Consider the following 17,162-nt stretch of genomic DNA (forward strand, 5'->3'; position numbering starts at 1 on the left):
GACCGTTCAGATCAAAGCTTTGAATTTGAATGTCGCGCGGCTGACAAGGTCCTGCACGCCGGGCCACCGATCGCGCTCGATGACCAGGCGAAAGCCGAGGTTGTCCGGGGGAACGCCGACCGCGCAACCGCCGGCCTTCGCATCACGAATGAAGTCGGTGACATAGGCGCGATGCTGTCCTTCGACGACGCGCACGCCGCAGTTCGGGCTTTTGGAGACGACGTTACCGGTGTCGTCCAGCACGTGGCGGACGAAGCAGGTCGCGGTCCATTCCCAGACGTTGCCGCCGACATCCAGCAGGCCGTTTTCGTTGGCGCCGAAGGCCCCGAACGTCCGAGTGCCGGGGTCGGACGGAGCGCGGTCCGCCTCGCGTTCGTAGCGGGCGATCCAGCGTTTTGAAGGATCGTTGTCGTCGATCGCGTTGCCGTCGTCCCTGACCTTGCTGCCGGCGGCGAACGCCCATTCCTCGTCGGTCGGCAGCCGCCAGGTCTCGCCGGTCTTGCCCGACGGCCACGCGGCATAGCCGTTGGCGTCATGCCAACTGATCTGGACGGCGGGGCGATCGGCGGCGACGACCACGCCGCGGTCGAGCGCGCGGCAGGCGCCGTCATCGACGCAACGCTGGTAGTCGGATGAACTCACCTGGTGCTGTATGATCGCAAGCGGTCTGGAAAGACTGACCTGAACGAGAGGCGCCGCCGCTTGCTTGCCGGCACGGGTGAAGTCGCCGTTGACGCGATAGGAGACCGAGCCGGGATGCAGTTCGACGATGGCCTGGCGGTCGCGCAGGCCGGCATCGGCAACGTCACGCTCCATCACCAGCGGCGCCACGGCCAGCGGCCCTGCAAGGCCCGCTGCGCAGGCAAGTGCCAACTTGATTTTGAATGCGATCAGCATGGCCGGCTCGATTCGGAGGAGGGTGCTGGACAATGCCGGCACCCGGTCTTCGTCAGTTCGTCTCGATCAGTTCGTCTTTGGCACGGGAATTTCCGATGGCGCCTTCACTTGGGTCATCAGGTCGTCGTTCCATTTGCCTTCGACCTTGAAGTGGGCGGTGGCGCCCAGCTCTACGGCCTCGATCAGGTTGTGGGTGACGTAGGCGTAGATGCCGGGCTCCAGGAACGTGTACATCGCGGCACCGGCGGATCCGCCGCGGATGAACCAGGTCTCAAGTCCGGTCTGCGGCGTATTGCTGAACTTGCCGGTTTCCCAGACGTAGTCGCCATGGCCGCCGATCAGATGCGGGCGGCTGTCGCGATTTGCCTCCGAATGCACGATCAGCACAGTCTCGCCGACCTTTGAGGTCAACGCGTTCTTGCCTGTCAGTGCGCCGACCTTGCCGTTGAACACGACGTGGGTCGGAACCAGCTTGCGCATCACTTCGACGGTGTCGGTGTAGGCCTCGCCTGGAGAATCGTAGGACTTGTATTTGCCCTTCTCGTCCTTCGGGATGTAGATGTCCTGCTCGCCGATATAGACCGCCTTGTCGTAATGCAGGGACTTGCCCTTGCCGTCGGTGAGCCCTTCGCGCGGCAGCACCATCACTGCGCCGTTCATGCCGGATACGACGTGCCAGGGAATCATCGGGCCGCCCGGTGCGCAGTGATAGACAAAGGTGCCGGTGCGGGTTGCTTTCCAGCGGATCGTGACCTGCTCACCCGGATTGACGAGCGTGAGTTCGGCACCGCCGAGCGCACCCGTCGCTGAATGGAAGTCGATGTTGTGCGGCATCGAGTTGGTGTCTGGATTGACCAGCGTCACCTCGACGTAGTCGCCTTCATGCACGACCATCAGCGGTCCCGGCATCGAGCCGTTGAAGGTCATTGCCTGGAACGTCGTTCCCTCGTTGTCGATGACGACCTTCTTCTCTTCGATAGGCAGCGTGAACTCGATGATCTTGGGGCCGGCCTTGGTGGCCTGCTCATGCGGATGCACGAACGGGGGAGCGACCAGGTCGACGTGCTGACGCGGCAGCTTGGGTTCGTCGGCTGCCATCGCGGGCGCGGCCATCGCGACTGTGAAAAGGGCTGCGCTAAGCAGCAGATTTCGGCGGTTCATCATGACATCATCCCCATATGGGCGGTCGTTCGATGCGTGACCATCGCCCGAAACGGCACGGAACTTGTTGTGCTGGCGCAAGTTCAGATCATCGAATTTGGAATTGTTTGGAATGGCCCGCCTGAGTCAGGATCAGTCCGGCTTTTCAGCGTTCAGGGCGCGGTTTCAGCGCAACGGATTTCACGGCGCGCTTGAGCACAGATTCCACGGCGACGGCCAGGTGAATGGAATAGCTGTGGCTGATGGCAGGAAGCTTGTCCGGATCGACGAGGACCAGCAGAACGCCGTCCTTGACCGAGACAACCTCGAAGCCGATCAACAACCGGTCGTAGGTCGCAGCACCGAGAAGCATGTTGAGCTTGGCTTCGACGGCGAGGTGTTGGTGTGGTGTGGGTCTGAATTCACTCATGGCCCGTCCGGCAAAACGGCAAAACGCCGCCCCACCGGGACAGCGTTTCATCGGTAGATTTTCGGGAAGGACTCAGTAGATCAGGATCGGAGCCGCGATGTTGACCGTGTTGGCGGGCGCCAACGTGATGCCGAGACCGAGATTCCATCGTCCGGCTTCGGATGCGGCCATCTTCACGGACCACTGGTCGTCAGCGGTCTGCTGCGCCTGGGTTGTCACCGGTGCCACGCCCTTGTCCGGGTTGCCCAGTGTCACCGATACCGATTGAGCCTTCAGCGGCAATTCCCCGACGGTCTCAAGCTGGATCGAGATTTCGACCGCGCCGGCATGGACCGCGGAGATCGTCACGTTGGCCATCGCACGTTGATCGTGCAGATGGACGAAGAAACTTTCGTCCGGCGGAATCAGGTTGGGACCGGCTTCCGCCATCAACGGCAACGCCGCCATCAGCACCAGGCACGTTGCATAAAGCGTTTTCTTGGTCATCGTATTTTCCTTACATTCTTGCGGCAGCATCGACCGCGGGATCCGCAACATGGCTCAGCGGTCCGGGCGCCGACGCGCCCATCGCCTGCACGTCGAACGACACTGCGATTTCACCGGCTTTCTCGAACTTCAGATTGACCGGCACCTTGTCGCCGCGCAGCAGCGGGGCGGAGAGGCCGACGATCATCAAGTGCAGTCCACCGGGTGCGAACTTGACGGTGTTTCCGGCCTGGATCGGCAAACCGCCCTCGACCGGGCGCATCGTCATCACGCCGTCGGTAACGGCCATTTCATGGATTTCGATCTTCCTGGCGGCTTCGGTGGAAGCGGACAGCAGTCTGTCCACGGCCGGTCCCTTGTTCTCGATCGCAAGGTAACCGCCGGCGACCCTGGAACCGCCCGGCGTGGCACGGATCCAGGCCTGCGTGACCACGATGTTGGATTCTTCGGCGCGTGTCGCCGGCACCAGCAAGCAGGAGAGCAGCACCGCGCAGACGAGCCTTTTCGTGATCTTCGACATCATAACAATTCCATGGTGAGGCGAACAGCCAGCCAGAGCGCAGCCGACAGCAATGCCGCGGTGATGAAAGAAGCCGTGATCCCGCGGATCAGCGGCGTGCCGTAGGCGGCACGTGCGGAACCTGACCCGAAGCTCGGCTGGTTCGGAATGTGCACCCGCACATCGAGCAGCAGCGCAAGAATGAAGCTGAGAACCTGCATCTCAGACTCCCGAGGCGACGACGGTATCGACGGCCAACGTCGCCAGCAGAAAGCCGGGCTCGATCACGGCAAGTGTAGGAGCCGAGATGGCGAGCCGGCCAGTGGCCGGCGCCACGACGTCGTGCAACGCGCTTTCGATCCGGATCTGGGCGACGGCGTGCCCTTCGTGCGCGGTGTCGCCGTCGGCGACGAGCCATCGCTCAAGGATGCCTTCCGGCAGCATGTTGTTGCGCCAGAGAGCTTCGTCGGCATTGATTCTGATGATTTTCATATTCGATCTCCTTCGATCTCCTTCGATGTCCGAATATGGTCCGAATGCGGCGTGGGCACTTTGCGGCAGCGCAAACCGATCGGGAGTTTCATCATTCGTTACGGTGTTTGTTCCGCAGCAAAGAAATCCGGCGTCGATCGGCCGATGCATATCGTCCAGATGGAGACGCGCATGCCGATCGGTTTTGACGATATCGTTGGCGAGGTGATGACGGCGTGGCCGGCGACGATCCGTGTGTTCCTGGATTTCAGGATGGGATGCGTCGGCTGCCCGATCTCGTCGTTTCACTCGGTGGAGGATGCCTGCAGGGAGCACGGCATCGATCCCGACAAGTTCCTGGCGGCGCTGCGCGTTGCGGCCGATGCGGTCATGGCTTGAACGGGGGGCCTGTGTCCGGGCTTTCCTGGGCCAGTATGAACAGTTGGTGCGGTTCACGGACCACGATCTTCTGTCGGCTGCCCTCCACCAGGCCTTTGCCTTCCCAGGCGCTCAACGTCCGGCTGACCGTGTGCAGGGTAGTGCCGGTCATCTGGGCGATGTCCTGACGGCTGATCGGAAAGTCGATTTCCACGCCATGTTCGACCTTGCGTCCGGATTGTTTCACGAGCCGCAACAGGGCGTGCGCGATGCGCTGCTCGACCTGCTGCGTCGACATCTCCACGACGCGGGTGTGCGTCTCCTGAAGGCGAGCGCCGACAGTCTGCAACGTGTTGGTGGCCAGCGCTGGGAACTTTTCCAACAACCTCGGCCATGTTGTTGATGGCCACGCCAGCACGACGCTGTCGTCGACGGCCGTTGCGGTCGCCGGGTAGTGCTGCAGGCCGATCGCCTTGGCGACCCCGAAAGTCTCGCCGGTCGCGACGTAGCGCACCACGATCTGCTCGCCGGCTGGCGTGGTCTTGCTGGCCCGCACATGCCCGTGCAGCAACACGAAAAAGGAGTGCGCTTCCTCGCCCTGCTGGAATATGGCGGTGTTCCTGGCGAACCGCATCGAGCGGGCCTCGCCCAGAATCGATTCCAGGTTCGCGGCGGAAAAGCCGGCAAATAGCGGCAGATGGGCAACGAGCGAACTATCGACCTTGGTCATAGGGGGCCCTCGGTTCCGGAACTGGGAACGTTAATACCGCAACGATCAATCCTGGACTTGCGCTGGCGCAATAAGTGCCCCGGGCCATTCCCGTAAACGACGGCCGAACCGGCCCGCGGGCGCCGGCAAAACGTGGGGAACGACAATGCGCAAGATGCTGTTGCTGGCGACCGCAGCGGCCCTGATGGCCGTGGCCGGAGGCGCCTTCGCCGCGGAGATCGAGGTGAAGATGCTGAACAAGGGCGCGGAAGGCACGATGGTATTCGAGCCCGCGCTGGTGAAGGTGGCTCCGGGCGACACGGTCAAGTTCGTCGCCACCGACAAGGGTCACAACGCCGAAACCATCAAGGGAATGCTGCCGGCGGATGCCGCGCCCTTCGTTGGGAAAAGTGGCGAGGATGTCGTTGTCACTTTCGAAAAGCCGGGAATCTACGGCGTGAAGTGCCTGCCGCACTACGGCATGGGCATGGTCGCGATGGTCGTTGTCGGGACACCGGCAAATCTCGACGAAGCCAAGGCCGTTCCGCAGGTCGGCAAGGCCAAGCAGGTGATGGCGGGTTTGTTCGACAAGCTTGCCGCCCAGACCGCGCAGAAATAGCCGAAGCGATATCGCAAGGAAGCCGTCATGAGTGCACGAACCTATCAAGGGCCGGTGCTGTTCTCGTACGGCTTCCGGCCGTTCTTTTTGCTGGGATCGATCTACGCCGGTCTCGCCATCCTGGTCTGGCTGCCGGTATTCATGGGGCAGTTGAGCCTGGTCTCTGCGTTCATCCCGCGTGACTGGCACGTTCATGAAATGCTGTACGGCTTCCTGCCGGCCGTGATCACGGGATTCTTGTTCACCGCGATTCCGAACTGGACCGGGCGGCTGCCGCTGCGTGGACGCCCGCTGATGTTTCTGGTCGCGCTTTGGATCGCGGGCAGGGCGTGCGTAACATTTTCGGCAGAGACCGGATGGCTGCCGGCGATGCTGATCGACTGCAGCTTCCTGCTGCTGATCGCAGCCGCCGCGGCCCGCGAAATCATTGCCGGCAAGAAGTGGAACAACCTCAGCGTGGTGACGCTGATCCTCGTTTTGCTGGCGGGTAACGTCGCGTTCCATCTAGAGGCGCATTTCAACGGCGCCGCTGAATACGGCATCCGTGTCGGCATCGCCGTCGTGGTGCTACTGATCTCGCTGATTGGAGGCCGGATCATTCCGAGTTTCACGCGAAACTGGCTGGTTAGGGAAAATCCGGGCCGGCTGCCGGTCCCGTTCGCCCGCTTCGACATGCTGAGCGTCGCCGTCGGCGCCGTCGCGTTGGTGTTCTGGATCGTTTCACCTGGTGTCACCGCGACCGGCTGTGTGCTCGCCATTGCTGGTGTTTTGCACTTCACTCGTCTTGGGCGTTGGGCCGGATACCGGACCGGTCGTGAGCGGCTGCTGCTCATCCTTCATGTCGGCTACGCCTTCCTGCCGATCGGCTTCGTGCTGAACGCCTGCAGTGCCTTCGGTATTGTCCCCGCCGGGGCTGGCGTCCACGCCTGGATGGCGGGAGCCGCCGGCGTTATGACGCTGGCGGTGATGAGCCGGGCTTCGCTGGGCCATACCGGCCGGCAACTGACGGCGTCGATCGCGACTCAGGGCATCTATGCTTCGATTGTCGTCGCTGCCGTGGCGCGCATCTGCGCGGTCATGGACCCGGCTCACAGCGTCACACTGCTGCATGTCGCGGCGTTCGCTTGGGCGGCGGCATTCCTCGGATTCGCCATCGGCTACGGGCCGGCCTTGTTCGGCTGGCGGAGGCCGCCCGCGCAAGCGCCCGCGGCGGCGTGAAGTCTTCCAGATTCGGCATCTCTCTGCGGGTTTGACTGCTAAAGAAATTCATTTGGAATAACAGCAATTTACGCCTTGTTTACGACTCAAGTAGAGCCGTAACACACGGCTGCATTGGCTGGCAGATACATGAACAAGTTCGGGCTCAGCGGGGGCGGCAGGCGCTTTGACGGGGTGTCATGTTAATGATATTTACATTAGGAGTTTTCTCTAAGTCGCTTTGCGTCTCGACCATTGACCGCACCCGCAGACCCCCGATGAGCCCGCCATGAGCCTTGCGTTATGAGCCTTGCGCCATTGCTCGATGCCGCGCCTGCGATACCCGTTCATGCCTTCGCGGCGATGGCCGCGCTGGCGCTGGGGATCGTCCAGTTTGCCGCCCCCAAGGGAACGCTGCCGCATCGGACCATCGGCTGGATCTGGGTCGCCCTGATGGCCGCCGTAGCCGCCAGTTCGTTCTGGGTCCACCAGCTCAGGCTGTTCGGCCCCTGGAGCCCGATCCATCTGCTGTCGATCCTGGTGCTGCTGCCGATCGCCGTCATCAGCGCGCACCAGCACCATGTGGGCCGCCACCGCCGAATCATGATCGGCATCTTCAGCGGCGGACTGGTGGTCGCCGGCCTGTTCACGTTGGTGCCGGGACGGATTATGCATGCGGTGATCTTCGGCCATTGAGGGCCGCGCCGCGCCTTGGAATCGCACCTTTGCGATGAGGGAAAACGAGGCTGTGTCCGGGTCCGAAATTGATCGGCCGGGAGCGCTCTGCGCGACCCGTCGCGGAACCGGGTAAGTCCATGAAAAAACGAAGGGAAAAACAGCCCTGCCAGAGCGCTCCGGGGTGGTTATTCGACCCTCGATGCGCTATATGATTCTGATCTGAGAACTGACCGGATTCCCCTTTGTCTGACCCTGAAGATAACAAGCCCGGCGAGCCGCCGGCGCCTTCCGATATTCGTCCCGTTTCCATCCTCGACGAGATGAAGAAGTCCTACCTCGATTACGCCATGAGCGTGATCGTGGCGCGGGCGCTGCCGGACGCGCGCGACGGTTTGAAACCCGTGCATCGGCGCATCCTGTATTCGATGTACGAGCAGGGGCACACGCCCGATAAGAAATACGTCAAATCCGCGCGCGTCGTCGGCGACGTGATCGGTAAATATCATCCGCATGGCGACCAGTCGATTTACGACGCGATGGTCCGGATGGCGCAGGATTTCTCCATGCGCGTGCCGCTCATCGACGGCCAGGGCAATTTCGGTTCCGTCGATGGCGATCCACCGGCCGCCTACCGATATACCGAAGCACGCCTGACCAAAGTGGCGATGGAAGTGCTCGGCGACATCGACAAGGACACCGTCGATTTCGTTCCGAACTACGACAGCTCCGAGAAGGAACCGGCGGTTCTGCCGGCCAAGTTCCCGAACCTCCTGGTCAACGGCGCCGGCGGCATCGCGGTCGGCATGGCGACCAATATCCCGCCGCACAATCTCGGCGAGGTCATCGACGCCTGCGTGGCGTTGATCGACAATCCCGCGCTCACCATCGACGAACTCATCAACATCATTCCGGGACCGGATTTCCCGACCGGCGGCATCATCCTCGGCCGCCAGGGCATCCGTTCGGCCTATCACCTCGGCCGCGGCTCGATCGTGATGCGCGGCAAGGTGACGATCGACACCATCCGCAAGGATCGCGAAGCGATCATCATCAGCGAAATTCCCTACCAGGTGAACAAGGCCACCATGGTCGAGCGCATCGCCGAACTGGTGAAGGAAAAGAAGATCGAGGGCATTTCCGACCTGCGCGACGAATCCGATCGCGACGGTTTCCGTGTCGTCGTCGAACTGAAGCGCGACGCGGTGCCCGAAGTGGTGCTGAACCAGCTTTACCGGTTCACGCCGCTGCAATCGAATTTCCCGGCCAATATGCTGGCGCTGGATTCCGGTCGCCCGCAGACCATGAACCTGCGCGACTTCCTGACGCTGTTCATTGCGTTCCGCGAGCAGGTGATCACCCGCCGCACCAAATACCTGCTCAACAAGGACCGCGACCGCGCCCATATCCTGGTTGGGCTGGCGATTGCCGTTGCCAATATCGACGAGATGATCCGGGTCATCCGGACCTCGCCGGATCCCACCACCGCCCGCGACATCTTGATGTCGCGGGACTGGCCGGCGCGCGATGTCGAGGCGATGATTACGCTGATCGACGATCCCCGGCATCGCATCAACGAGGACGGCACCACGCGGCTGTCGTTCGAACAGGCCAAGGCGATTCTCGACCTGCGCCTGCAGCGGCTGACAGCGCTCGGCCGCGAGGAAATCTCCACGGAACTCGACAAGCTTGCGGTGCAGATCGCCGACTATCTCGATATCCTGCGTTCGCGTGCCCGCATTCAAGCCATCGTCAAGACCGAGCTCGCCGAGGTCAAGGATGGCTTCGCGACGCCGCGCAAGACCGTCATCATGGAGCAGGAAGGTGAGGTCGAGGACGAAGACCTGATCCAGCGCGAAGACATGGTGGTGACGGTTTCGCATGCCGGCTACGTCAAGCGCGTACCGCTGTCGGCCTACCGGGCGCAGCGCCGCGGCGGCAAGGGCCGGGCGGGCATGCAGACCCGCGACGAGGATTTTGTCTCACGGCTGTTCGTGGCCTCGACCCATACGCCGGTGCTGTTCTTCTCCTCGCGCGGCCAGGTTTACAAGGAAAAGGTCTGGCGGTTGCCGGTGGCACCGCCGAACGCGCGCGGCAAGGCGCTGATCAACATCCTGCCGCTGGAGCAGGGCGAGCGCATCACCACCATCATGCCGCTGCCGGAGGATGAATCCTCCTGGGCCAATCTCGACGTCATGTTCGCGACGACGGGCGGCAACGTCCGCCGCAACAAGCTGTCCGACTTCGTCGATGTTCGCCGCTCCGGCATCATCGCCATGAAGCTCGATGAGGGCGAGGCGATCGTCGACGTCCAGATATGCACCGAGCGCGACGACGTGCTGCTGACGGCTGCCGGCGGCCAGTGTATCCGCTTCCCGGTGACCGACGTGCGCGTCTTTACCGGCCGCACCTCGATGGGCGTGCGCGGCATCGCGCTCGGCACCAACGACACGCTGATCTCGCTGTCGATCCTGCGCCATGTCGAGGCGAGCTCGGACGAGCGGACGGCTTACTTGAAGATGCGCCGCGCGGTGGCCGGCGAGGGCACGGCCGACGAGCCCGCGGATACCGAGGGCGAGGAAACCTCGGGCGCGATCCAGCAGCTTTCGACCGAACGCTATGCCGCGATGTCGGCCGAGGAGCAGGTCGTGCTGACGGTGTCCGTCAACGGCTACGGCAAGCGCACCTCGTCCTACGAGTACCGCACCACCGGACGCGGCGGCAAAGGCATCGTCGCGATGTCGGTCAACAACCGCAACGGCAAGCTGGTGGCCTCGTTCCCGGTCGAGGATTCCGACCAGATCATGCTGGTGACCGACAAGGGTCAGTTGATCCGTTGTCCGGTCGAGGGCATCCGGATCGCCGGCCGCTCGACCCAAGGCGTGATCGTGTTCGACACCGCCGAGGATGAGCACGTGGTGTCGGTCGAGCATATCGGCGACGACGGCGAAAATGGCGAGAACGGCAACGGGAACGGCCACTGACGTCATTCCGGGGCGATGCGAAGCATCGAGCTACGATGTGCAATTGCACATCTGAGAATCTCGAGATTCCCCGATGCGCAATTGCGCATCGGGGGTCTGGTCCTTCGGACCATCCCGGAATGACGAGCGGCTAGATCTCGATCTCGGTCCCGAACTCGACCACCTGCTTGGTCGGCACGCCGAAGAACGCGGCCGTGCGTTCGGCGTTGCGCTGCAGGAACGCGAACAGTGATTCCCGCCACACCCACATGCCCGGAATATCCTCGCGCGGGATGATAGTCTCGCGGCCGATGTAGTAGGTGATGTCGGTGAGATCGATGCCGGGTAATTTGCCTTGCTTGCAGGCGAGGATCAGGCCGTCATAGATCGTGGGATACTGCATGAAGCCGTAATGCAGGATGACGCGCATGATGCCGGGGATAACCTCGATCACCTCGGCGCGATCCTCGTCCGGGATGCGCGGGGATTCCTCGATCAGCACGGTGACCAGCACCACGCGCTGGTGCAATACGTGGTTGTGCTTGACGAACTCCGTCAGTGCCAGCGGCACGCCCTTGGGCGAGGACGCCAGGAACACGGCGGTGCCCGACAGCCGCGCATGGCACTTGTTGACGGCGGTCTCGATCAGGTCTTCCTCGGGCTGGCGCAGCTTGCCGCGCGCCGCCTCGACCAGCTTGACGCCGCTGCGCCAGGTCAGCATCACGAAAGCGACGGCCGCCGCGAGCAGCAGCGGAAACCAGCCGCCCTCAAACAGCTTCACGGAGTTCGCGGCGAAGAAGATGCAGTCGATGATGAAGAAGAAGCCGTTGACCGCGATCACGATGAACGGCGAATAGCCCCACTGGATCGCGACCAGGGCTGCCAATAGCGTCGTGATCGCCATCAGGAGCGACACCGCGATGCCGTAGGCGCCGGCCAGCGCGTCCGAGGTGCCGAAGCTCAGGACGGCGCCGAGCGTGGCGGCGGCCAGCAGCCAGTTCACCAGCGGCACATAGATTTGCCCGATCGCGTCGCTGGTGGTGTGCCGGATCTGCATCCGCGGCAGGAAGCCGAGCTGGATCGATTGCTGGGTCAGAGAAAATACGCCCGAAATGATCGCCTGCGACGCGATCACGGTAGCGACCGCCGCGAACGCGACCAGCGGGTAATGCGCCCAGTCGGGTGCGAGCTGAAAGAACGGATTGTCGATCGCGGTGGGGTCTGAAATCAGCAGGCCCGCTTGGCCGAAATAGTTCAGCACCAGCGCGGGCAAGGCGATGGCGAACCAGGCCAGCCGAATCGGGAAGCGCCCGAAATGGCCCATGTCGGCGTACATCGCCTCGCCGCCGGTGACGGCCAGAAACGCGGCGCCGAGAATCGCGAAGGAGATATGGAAATCCTGGTGGATCAGGAAATTGAAGGCAAAGAGCGGACTGAGGGCTTCGAGCACCGCCGGCGCCTTGACGATGCCGTGGACGCCGAGCGCGGCCAGAACGGCGAACCACCCGACCATCACCGGGCCGAAGATCTGGCCGATCACCCGGGTGCCCTGCTTCTGCATGACGAACAGGCCGATCAGGATCACGACCGTGATCGGTACGACAGCAGGCGCCAGCGACGGCGCATCCACCTTCAGGCCTTCGATGGCGCTCAGCACCGAGATCGCCGGCGTAATCGCGCCGTCGCCGTAAAGGAGGGCGGCGCCGATCAGCCCGACCACCAATAGGTGCGCGCGCCATGTCCCCGGCTGGGCATTGCGCGCGTGAAGCAGCGCCAGCAATGCGACGATGCCGCCTTCGCCGCGATTGTCGGCGCGCAGAATCAGAAGCGCGTATTTGATCGAAATGATCAGGATCAGCGCCCACAGGATCAGCGATACCACACCGAGGATGGCCGCATGCGTCAGCGGCTCGCCATGGCTGGCGGCCTTGGCGGCTTCCTTCAGCGCATAGAGCGGGCTGGTGCCGATGTCGCCATAGACGACGCCGAGGGCGCCGATCGTGGCGGCGGTGGGCAGTAAACTGGAATGGTCGGAGGTTGCAACTGGCGTACTGGTCACTGGCGCGGCCCCCATTGGCACCGCGCTAGCCGGGTCATCCGGGGAGCACGGTCAACCGCCAGTCTGCGACGAGACGTCGCAAATTACCATGGGGATCAACGTGACAAAGCCGTCTGGCCTACGGGGTGCGGTCGGCGGTAACCAGACGCGCTTCGCGGATCGGCGCCGCCTTGGTACCGGCAACGCGCAGGCAGGAAGCCTCGAAGTTCGGCCAGGCCTGCTGCGAGCAGTCCCTTCCGACCGCGCGGACGTCCAACCGGTCAGCCTTGGCGAGGGCCTGCGGTACGCTGGCTTCGACCGTCGGAGCAAAGCCGGGCAACACGGTGAGCGCGGTGGCGACGAACGCAGCAGCAACGATTGCGGAAAGAGCCTTGATCATGACGGTCCCCTGTCATGGGCCTTCGCGGCCCGTCGTTTCGTTGCGTGAACTTCTAGCCAGCGCAAGTTTCCGGGTGTCTTCACCACCCCAGGAAATGGTTTCGTCCCGGCCGAGTTTTGTTTCGTCGCCCACTGGCCGACGAAACAAAGGCCGGCTGCCAAGCAGACGCCCTGACCCCGGGACTAGTTCATTGGCCGAGGCCAAATAAATTGCCGGGCGGCCAAGGAACCTATGGAGGGAACCGGGCCGGCTTGCTCGGCCGCCCGGGGCGGGGTAGACGGGACCTATGCCCCGCATCGCGCTCTATCCCGGCTCTTTCGACCCCGTCACCAACGGCCACCTCGACGTGGTCAAACACGCCGTCGGCCTCTGCGACCGGCTAATCGTCGCCATCGGCGTTCATCCGGGCAAAACCCCGATGTTTTCGACTGAGGAGCGGCTGGACATGGTCCGGGCGGTATTCGGCCCGATCGCCGCCAAGGCCGGCTGCGCCTTCGACGCCACCACCTATGACGATCTGACGGTTACAGCGGCCCAGAAGGCCGGCGCGACTATCATGGTCCGGGGGCTGCGCGACGGCACCGACCTCGACTACGAAATGCAGATTTCGGGCATGAACGAGACCATGGCGCCGGAGGTGCATACGGTGTTCGTGCCGGCCTCGGTCGCGGTCCGCCCGATCACCGCCACACTGGTGCGCCAAATCGCCAAGATGGGCGGGGACGTTTCCGCGTTCGTGCCGTCATCAGTCGCTGCCAGCCTGAAGACCAAATTTGCCCGCTGACGCGCGGCGCACCCCGACCTCTTGATCCCGGAGTTGTCATGATCCGTATTCTCGCTTTCGTTGCCGCGCTGATCTGCGCAGTTCCCGCGATCGCCCAGCCGCTGCCCGCCAATCTCGACAAGGCGAACGCGATCGTGATCGACACCACCAAGGGCCGCATCGTGATCAAGCTGCGGACCGATCTGGCGCCGCAGCATGCCGAGCGCATCAAGCAACTCGCGCGCGAGGGCTTCTACAACAACGTGCCGTTCCACCGGGTGATGGACGGCTTCATGGCGCAGACCGGCGACGGCAAGAATTTCGACGGTACCGGCGGTTCGAAATACCCGAACCTCAAGCAGGAATTCTCCAGCGTGCCGTTCAAGCGCGGCATCGTCGGCATGGCGCGGCGCGGCGACAGCGTCGACACCGCGAACTCGCAGTTCTTCATCATGTTCGCGGACGGATCGAGCCTGAACAACCAGTACACCGTGATCGGCGAGGTCGTGTCCGGCATGGACGTGGTCGACAAGCTGAAGAAGGCGCCTCCGGGATCGTCGGGCGGCCAAGTCACCGACCCCGACAAGATGGTGAAGGTGCAAGTCGCATCCGACATCAAGTGAGGCGATGGCAGCGACGCGTAGCAAGCCATTTTGGTGTTTTGCCGCGGTCTTGCTGTGGCTCCTGTGGTCCGGCGAGGGGTGGGCTGAGCCACCGCCGCTCGATAGCCTCAAGGATATCTTCGCCCGACTGCATTCCTGCTGGAAGCCGCCGCCGCTCTCAGCTGCCAATCCCATCGACATCACGGTGATCGTCAGCTTCAACCGCGAGGGCGTCATTCTCGGCCATCCCCGGATCACCTATGAATCGGAGCAGGCCAGCGACAACGACCGGCTACGGTACCGGATCGCCGTGATGGAGACATTGCAACGCTGCACGCCGTTGCCATTTACCGAGGGACTGGGCGGTGCCGTTGCCGGCCGGCCTTTGGCGATCCCTTTCAGAACCCGCAAACGTCCACCCAAACCTGAAGAGAAACGAGCATGGCTGATACAGAAAATACTTTGATCCTTGAAACCACGCAGGGCCCCGTTACCATCGAGATGCGCCCCGATCTGGCGCCGGGCCATGTCGCCCGCATCAAGGAACTGGTGCGTGAGGGATTTTACGACGGCATCGTGTTCCACCGCGTGATCGAAGGTTTCATGGCTCAGACCGGCTGTCCGCACGGCACCGGAACCGGCGGCTCCGGCAAGAAGCTGAAGGCCGAATTCAACAAGGAACCGCATGTCCGCGGCACCACCTCGATGGCGCGCGCGGCAAGCCCGGACTCCGGTGACAGCCAGTTCTTCATCTGCTTCGATGACGCCTCCTTCCTCAACAACCAGTACACGGTATGGGGCAAGGTCACCTCGGGCATGGAAAACGTCGACAAGATCAAGCGCGGCGAGCCGGTCAAGGATCCGGACAAGATCGTCAAGGCGCGGATGGCCTTGGACGCGGCTTAAGCGCCACACGCTGTCATTCCGGGGCGCATCGCAGATGCGACCCCGGAATCTCGAGATTCCCCGGGGTGAGGTTCGATGCTTTGCATCGCCCCGGAATGACGATCCCTAGCCTGGGGCGCCATGCGCACCGATCTCTTCGATTTCGAACTTCCTGCCTCGAGCATCGCGCTGCGGCCCGCGAGCCCGCGCGATTCCGCGCGCATGCTGGTGGTGCAGCCGGACGGTCAGCTGGATGACCGCACCATCGCCGATCTGCCGCAGTGGCTGCAGCCGGGCGATCAACTGGTGGTCAACGACACCAAGGTGATCTCGGCGCAACTCAAGGGCCGGCGCATCGGCCGCGAGACCGAGCCGAAGATCGAGGCGACGCTGATCAAGCGGCTCGACGGGTCGCGCTGGCAGGCGCTGGTCAAGCCGGCCAAAAAGCTCGCAGCCGGCGACGTGGTCCGCTTCGGTAACGAGGGCAAGGTCTGCCTGCTCGGCCACCTCGATGCGTCCGTCGAGGCCAAGGGCGATGAGGGCGAAGTCACGCTGTCATTCTCGTTTCACGGGCCGACACTCGATCAGGCCATTGCCGATCTCGGCAGCCCGCCGCTGCCGCCCTACATCGCCTCCAAACGCACGCCTGACGATCGCGACGTCGCCGACTACCAGACCATGTTCGCGGCCAATGAAGGTGCGGTCGCGGCCCCCACGGCGGGACTGCATTTCACGCCGACGCTGGAAGCCGCGCTGCGCGACCGTGGCGTCGCATTGCACCGGCTGACCCTGCATGTCGGGGCAGGGACGTTCCTGCCGGTCAAGGTCGACGAGACCTCCGAGCACCGGATGCACGCCGAATGGGGCTCGGTCTCGGCCGCCACCGCCGCGGCGCTGAACACGGCGCGCGACAAGGGCGGCCGCATCGTCGCGGTCGGCACCACGTCGCTGCGGCTATTGGAGAGCGCCGCCGCCGAGGACGGCACCATCCAGCCGTTCAGCGCCGAGACGTCGATCTTCATCACGCCCGGCTATCGCTTTCGTGCGGTCGATATTTTGCTCACCAACTTCCACCTGCCGCGCTCGACGTTGTTCATGCTGGTATCGGCCTTCTCGGGGCTCGAGATCATGAAGGCGGCCTATGCCCATGCAATCGCGGATGGATACCGCTTCTATTCCTACGGTGACGCCTGCCTGCTGTTTCGCAGCTAGTTTGGGTGGGTGGAATCTCAATAGGTCGTCCTCCGGGAGGCGGCTGGCACGCTGGTACGAGACGTGCGCGATCCGAAGGGTGAGCGCCGACTTGGATTCATGCGCTCGGAAATCGGGTGGTTGTTCTTGCGCAGCTATTGGAAGGTCATCCCTGCCTGATCCACGCGACAAGACGCGAGACAGGAAATTCAGGAGATCAAAAGATGCCGACAGTAGATGACAATAAAGCGATTGTGGGTCGCTGGTTCACGGAGTTCTGGGGCAAGACATGCAATCTTGCCGTCGTTGACGAACTCGCCTCGCCGGACATGCTCTTGCAATATTCATTGCATGAACCACGTCGCGGTCGCGACGACATCAAGGCCTTCATGACGGATTTTCGCGAGGCTTTCCCGGATCTCAATTTCTGGGGCATCGCGGACCTCATCGCGGAAGGCGATTACGTGGTCGGCCGCTGGGCGGGAGGCGGAACCCACACGGGTCCTGCATTCTCCGACTTCTTGGCCGGGTCGCTGCCGGCGAACACCGGTCGTACGATGCGGTTTACGGGCACGACGGTCCTTAAGCTGAAGGATGGCAGGATTGTCGAGGAGATCGGCCTCGACGATGGCGTCACTGCTCTGGAGCAATTGGGCTTGATCAAGATCGCAGCCTAGCGTTCGTCTCCAGGTCGGTCCCGAGGAATTGGGGCCGACCTGCATTTGAGATACGCAATCCGCCCGAGGACTGTCGAGCCCTCCAGTTCATCATCGTCCTCGGCAACCCACCATCTTTCTTTGCCGTGTCGTGGTGGGTTAC

At 63.0% G+C, this 17,162-nt stretch carries 21 protein-coding genes; 11 read left to right on the forward strand and 10 right to left on the reverse strand.

The genetic code is table 11. From position 1 onward, the window contains the following. Nucleotides 1-6: 6 nt before the first annotated feature. The 7 genes from FFI89_RS16945 to FFI89_RS16975 form a co-directional block, all read right to left on the reverse strand. Complete coding sequence (locus tag FFI89_RS16945) at nt 7-897, reverse strand: SUMF1/EgtB/PvdO family nonheme iron enzyme (protein ID WP_138838441.1); 891 nt, start codon at nt 895-897, stop codon at nt 7-9. Between the two features lie 66 nt (nt 898-963). Beyond that, nucleotides 964-2,061, reverse strand: coding sequence for a copper-containing nitrite reductase (gene nirK, locus FFI89_RS16950; RefSeq protein WP_138838443.1), 1,098 nt, complete (start codon nt 2,059-2,061; stop codon nt 964-966). Between the two features lie 142 nt (nt 2,062-2,203). Then, complete coding sequence (locus FFI89_RS16955; protein WP_138838445.1) at nt 2,204-2,518, reverse strand: hypothetical protein; 315 nt, start codon at nt 2,516-2,518, stop codon at nt 2,204-2,206. 21 nt (nt 2,519-2,539) lie between these two features. Continuing rightward, a complete protein-coding gene (locus FFI89_RS16960) occupies nt 2,540-2,953 on the reverse strand; it encodes a hypothetical protein (protein ID WP_138838447.1) in 414 nt (137 codons plus the stop codon). 10 nt (nt 2,954-2,963) lie between these two features. Beyond that, nucleotides 2,964-3,473 (reverse strand): copper chaperone PCu(A)C, encoded by a 510-nt coding sequence (locus FFI89_RS16965; RefSeq protein ID WP_138838449.1) that lies wholly within the window; start codon nt 3,471-3,473, stop codon nt 2,964-2,966. After that, complete coding sequence (locus FFI89_RS16970; RefSeq protein WP_138838451.1) at nt 3,473-3,673, reverse strand: hypothetical protein; 201 nt, start codon at nt 3,671-3,673, stop codon at nt 3,473-3,475. Before FFI89_RS16970 ends, FFI89_RS16965 begins: the two co-directional genes overlap by 1 nt. 1 nt (nt 3,674) lies before the next feature. Continuing rightward, a complete protein-coding gene (locus FFI89_RS16975; RefSeq protein ID WP_210249007.1) occupies nt 3,675-3,944 on the reverse strand; it encodes a biotin attachment protein in 270 nt (89 codons plus the stop codon). 171 nt (nt 3,945-4,115) lie between these two features. On the opposite strand from FFI89_RS16975, the gene FFI89_RS16980 reads away from it, so the two are divergent. Continuing rightward, nucleotides 4,116-4,322, forward strand: a complete 207-nt coding sequence (locus FFI89_RS16980; RefSeq protein ID WP_138838453.1) for a DUF1858 domain-containing protein — start codon at nt 4,116-4,118, stop codon at nt 4,320-4,322. On the opposite strand, the gene FFI89_RS16985 is transcribed toward FFI89_RS16980, so the two are convergent. Further along, a complete protein-coding gene (locus FFI89_RS16985; RefSeq protein WP_138838455.1) occupies nt 4,312-5,031 on the reverse strand; it encodes a Crp/Fnr family transcriptional regulator in 720 nt (239 codons plus the stop codon). The genes FFI89_RS16980 and FFI89_RS16985 overlap by 11 nt on opposite strands. A gap of 145 nt (nt 5,032-5,176) precedes the next feature. Between FFI89_RS16985 and FFI89_RS16990 the strand changes: the two genes are divergently transcribed. From FFI89_RS16990 to gyrA, 4 genes are all read left to right on the forward strand, one after another. Next, nucleotides 5,177-5,629, forward strand: a complete 453-nt coding sequence (locus FFI89_RS16990) for a pseudoazurin (protein WP_138838457.1) — start codon at nt 5,177-5,179, stop codon at nt 5,627-5,629. Between the two features lie 27 nt (nt 5,630-5,656). Continuing rightward, nucleotides 5,657-6,847, forward strand: coding sequence for an NnrS family protein (locus FFI89_RS16995; protein WP_138838459.1), 1,191 nt, complete (start codon nt 5,657-5,659; stop codon nt 6,845-6,847). 282 nt (nt 6,848-7,129) lie between these two features. Then, nucleotides 7,130-7,522 carry a DUF2306 domain-containing protein gene (locus FFI89_RS17000; protein WP_138838461.1) on the forward strand — a complete coding sequence of 131 codons (393 nt, stop codon included), beginning with the start codon at nt 7,130-7,132 and terminating at the stop codon, nt 7,520-7,522. Between the two features lie 224 nt (nt 7,523-7,746). After that, nucleotides 7,747-10,485: a DNA gyrase subunit A gene (gene gyrA / locus FFI89_RS17005; RefSeq protein WP_138838463.1), complete on the forward strand. Its 2,739-nt coding sequence runs from the start codon at nt 7,747-7,749 to the stop codon at nt 10,483-10,485. Nucleotides 10,486-10,615: 130 nt separating this feature from the next. Here the strand turns inward: gyrA and FFI89_RS17015 are convergent, their stop codons facing one another. Both FFI89_RS17015 and FFI89_RS17020 read right to left on the reverse strand, forming a co-directional pair. After that, a complete protein-coding gene (locus FFI89_RS17015) occupies nt 10,616-12,538 on the reverse strand; it encodes a potassium transporter Kup (protein WP_138838465.1) in 1,923 nt (640 codons plus the stop codon). 103 nt (nt 12,539-12,641) lie between these two features. Next, nucleotides 12,642-12,902: a hypothetical protein gene (locus FFI89_RS17020; RefSeq protein WP_138838467.1), complete on the reverse strand. Its 261-nt coding sequence runs from the start codon at nt 12,900-12,902 to the stop codon at nt 12,642-12,644. 286 nt (nt 12,903-13,188) lie between these two features. Here FFI89_RS17020 and coaD point away from each other — a divergent pair, with 286 nt between their 5' ends. The 6 genes from coaD to FFI89_RS17050 all read left to right on the forward strand — a co-directional run bounded on the left by coaD (nt 13,189) and on the right by FFI89_RS17050 (nt 17,020). Next, a complete protein-coding gene (gene coaD, locus FFI89_RS17025; RefSeq protein WP_138838469.1) occupies nt 13,189-13,686 on the forward strand; it encodes a pantetheine-phosphate adenylyltransferase in 498 nt (165 codons plus the stop codon). 38 nt (nt 13,687-13,724) lie between these two features. Next, nucleotides 13,725-14,288, forward strand: coding sequence for a peptidylprolyl isomerase (locus FFI89_RS17030; protein WP_138838471.1), 564 nt, complete (start codon nt 13,725-13,727; stop codon nt 14,286-14,288). A gap of 4 nt (nt 14,289-14,292) precedes the next feature. Further along, a complete protein-coding gene (locus FFI89_RS17035) occupies nt 14,293-14,733 on the forward strand; it encodes a hypothetical protein (RefSeq protein ID WP_138838473.1) in 441 nt (146 codons plus the stop codon). Beyond that, nucleotides 14,709-15,173, forward strand: a complete 465-nt coding sequence (locus FFI89_RS17040; protein WP_138838475.1) for a peptidylprolyl isomerase — start codon at nt 14,709-14,711, stop codon at nt 15,171-15,173. The genes FFI89_RS17035 and FFI89_RS17040 overlap by 25 nt, the downstream gene beginning before the upstream one ends. Before the next feature lie 120 nt (nt 15,174-15,293). Continuing rightward, nucleotides 15,294-16,364, forward strand: coding sequence for a tRNA preQ1(34) S-adenosylmethionine ribosyltransferase-isomerase QueA (queA, locus tag FFI89_RS17045; protein WP_138838477.1), 1,071 nt, complete (start codon nt 15,294-15,296; stop codon nt 16,362-16,364). Nucleotides 16,365-16,567: 203 nt separating this feature from the next. Then, nucleotides 16,568-17,020, forward strand: a complete 453-nt coding sequence (locus FFI89_RS17050; RefSeq protein WP_138838479.1) for an ester cyclase — start codon at nt 16,568-16,570, stop codon at nt 17,018-17,020. Nucleotides 17,021-17,162 lie beyond the last annotated feature (142 nt).

This window comes from Bradyrhizobium sp. KBS0727 (genome assembly GCF_005937885.2).
Classification (GTDB): domain Bacteria; phylum Pseudomonadota; class Alphaproteobacteria; order Rhizobiales; family Xanthobacteraceae; genus Bradyrhizobium.

What these genes read in the sequence shown, in the direction of transcription:
- FFI89_RS17015 (WP_138838465.1), bottom strand. Translation starts at nt 12,538, where the DNA reads ATGGGGGCCGCGCCAGTGACCAGTACGCCAGTTGCAACCTCCGACCAT.
- FFI89_RS16970 (WP_138838451.1), bottom strand. Translation starts at nt 3,673, where the DNA reads ATGCAGGTTCTCAGCTTCATTCTTGCGCTGCTGCTCGATGTGCGGGTG.
- FFI89_RS17020 (WP_138838467.1), bottom strand. Translation starts at nt 12,902, where the DNA reads ATGATCAAGGCTCTTTCCGCAATCGTTGCTGCTGCGTTCGTCGCCACC.
- FFI89_RS16960 (WP_138838447.1), bottom strand. Translation starts at nt 2,953, where the DNA reads ATGACCAAGAAAACGCTTTATGCAACGTGCCTGGTGCTGATGGCGGCG.
- nirK (WP_138838443.1), bottom strand. Translation starts at nt 2,061, where the DNA reads ATGATGAACCGCCGAAATCTGCTGCTTAGCGCAGCCCTTTTCACAGTC.
- FFI89_RS17030 (WP_138838471.1), top strand. Translation starts at nt 13,725, where the DNA reads ATGATCCGTATTCTCGCTTTCGTTGCCGCGCTGATCTGCGCAGTTCCC.
- FFI89_RS16980 (WP_138838453.1), top strand. Translation starts at nt 4,116, where the DNA reads ATGCCGATCGGTTTTGACGATATCGTTGGCGAGGTGATGACGGCGTGG.
- FFI89_RS16990 (WP_138838457.1), top strand. Translation starts at nt 5,177, where the DNA reads ATGCGCAAGATGCTGTTGCTGGCGACCGCAGCGGCCCTGATGGCCGTG.
- FFI89_RS16995 (WP_138838459.1), top strand. Translation starts at nt 5,657, where the DNA reads ATGAGTGCACGAACCTATCAAGGGCCGGTGCTGTTCTCGTACGGCTTC.
- FFI89_RS16965 (WP_138838449.1), bottom strand. Translation starts at nt 3,473, where the DNA reads ATGTCGAAGATCACGAAAAGGCTCGTCTGCGCGGTGCTGCTCTCCTGC.
- FFI89_RS17040 (WP_138838475.1), top strand. Translation starts at nt 14,709, where the DNA reads ATGGCTGATACAGAAAATACTTTGATCCTTGAAACCACGCAGGGCCCC.
- FFI89_RS16955 (WP_138838445.1), bottom strand. Translation starts at nt 2,518, where the DNA reads ATGAAACGCTGTCCCGGTGGGGCGGCGTTTTGCCGTTTTGCCGGACGG.
- FFI89_RS16945 (WP_138838441.1), bottom strand. Translation starts at nt 897, where the DNA reads ATGCTGATCGCATTCAAAATCAAGTTGGCACTTGCCTGCGCAGCGGGC.
- FFI89_RS16985 (WP_138838455.1), bottom strand. Translation starts at nt 5,031, where the DNA reads ATGACCAAGGTCGATAGTTCGCTCGTTGCCCATCTGCCGCTATTTGCC.
- FFI89_RS16975 (WP_210249007.1), bottom strand. Translation starts at nt 3,944, where the DNA reads ATGAAAATCATCAGAATCAATGCCGACGAAGCTCTCTGGCGCAACAAC.
- coaD (WP_138838469.1), top strand. Translation starts at nt 13,189, where the DNA reads ATGCCCCGCATCGCGCTCTATCCCGGCTCTTTCGACCCCGTCACCAAC.
- FFI89_RS17000 (WP_138838461.1), top strand. Translation starts at nt 7,130, where the DNA reads ATGAGCCTTGCGCCATTGCTCGATGCCGCGCCTGCGATACCCGTTCAT.
- FFI89_RS17050 (WP_138838479.1), top strand. Translation starts at nt 16,568, where the DNA reads ATGCCGACAGTAGATGACAATAAAGCGATTGTGGGTCGCTGGTTCACG.
- queA (WP_138838477.1), top strand. Translation starts at nt 15,294, where the DNA reads ATGCGCACCGATCTCTTCGATTTCGAACTTCCTGCCTCGAGCATCGCG.
- FFI89_RS17035 (WP_138838473.1), top strand. Translation starts at nt 14,293, where the DNA reads ATGGCAGCGACGCGTAGCAAGCCATTTTGGTGTTTTGCCGCGGTCTTG.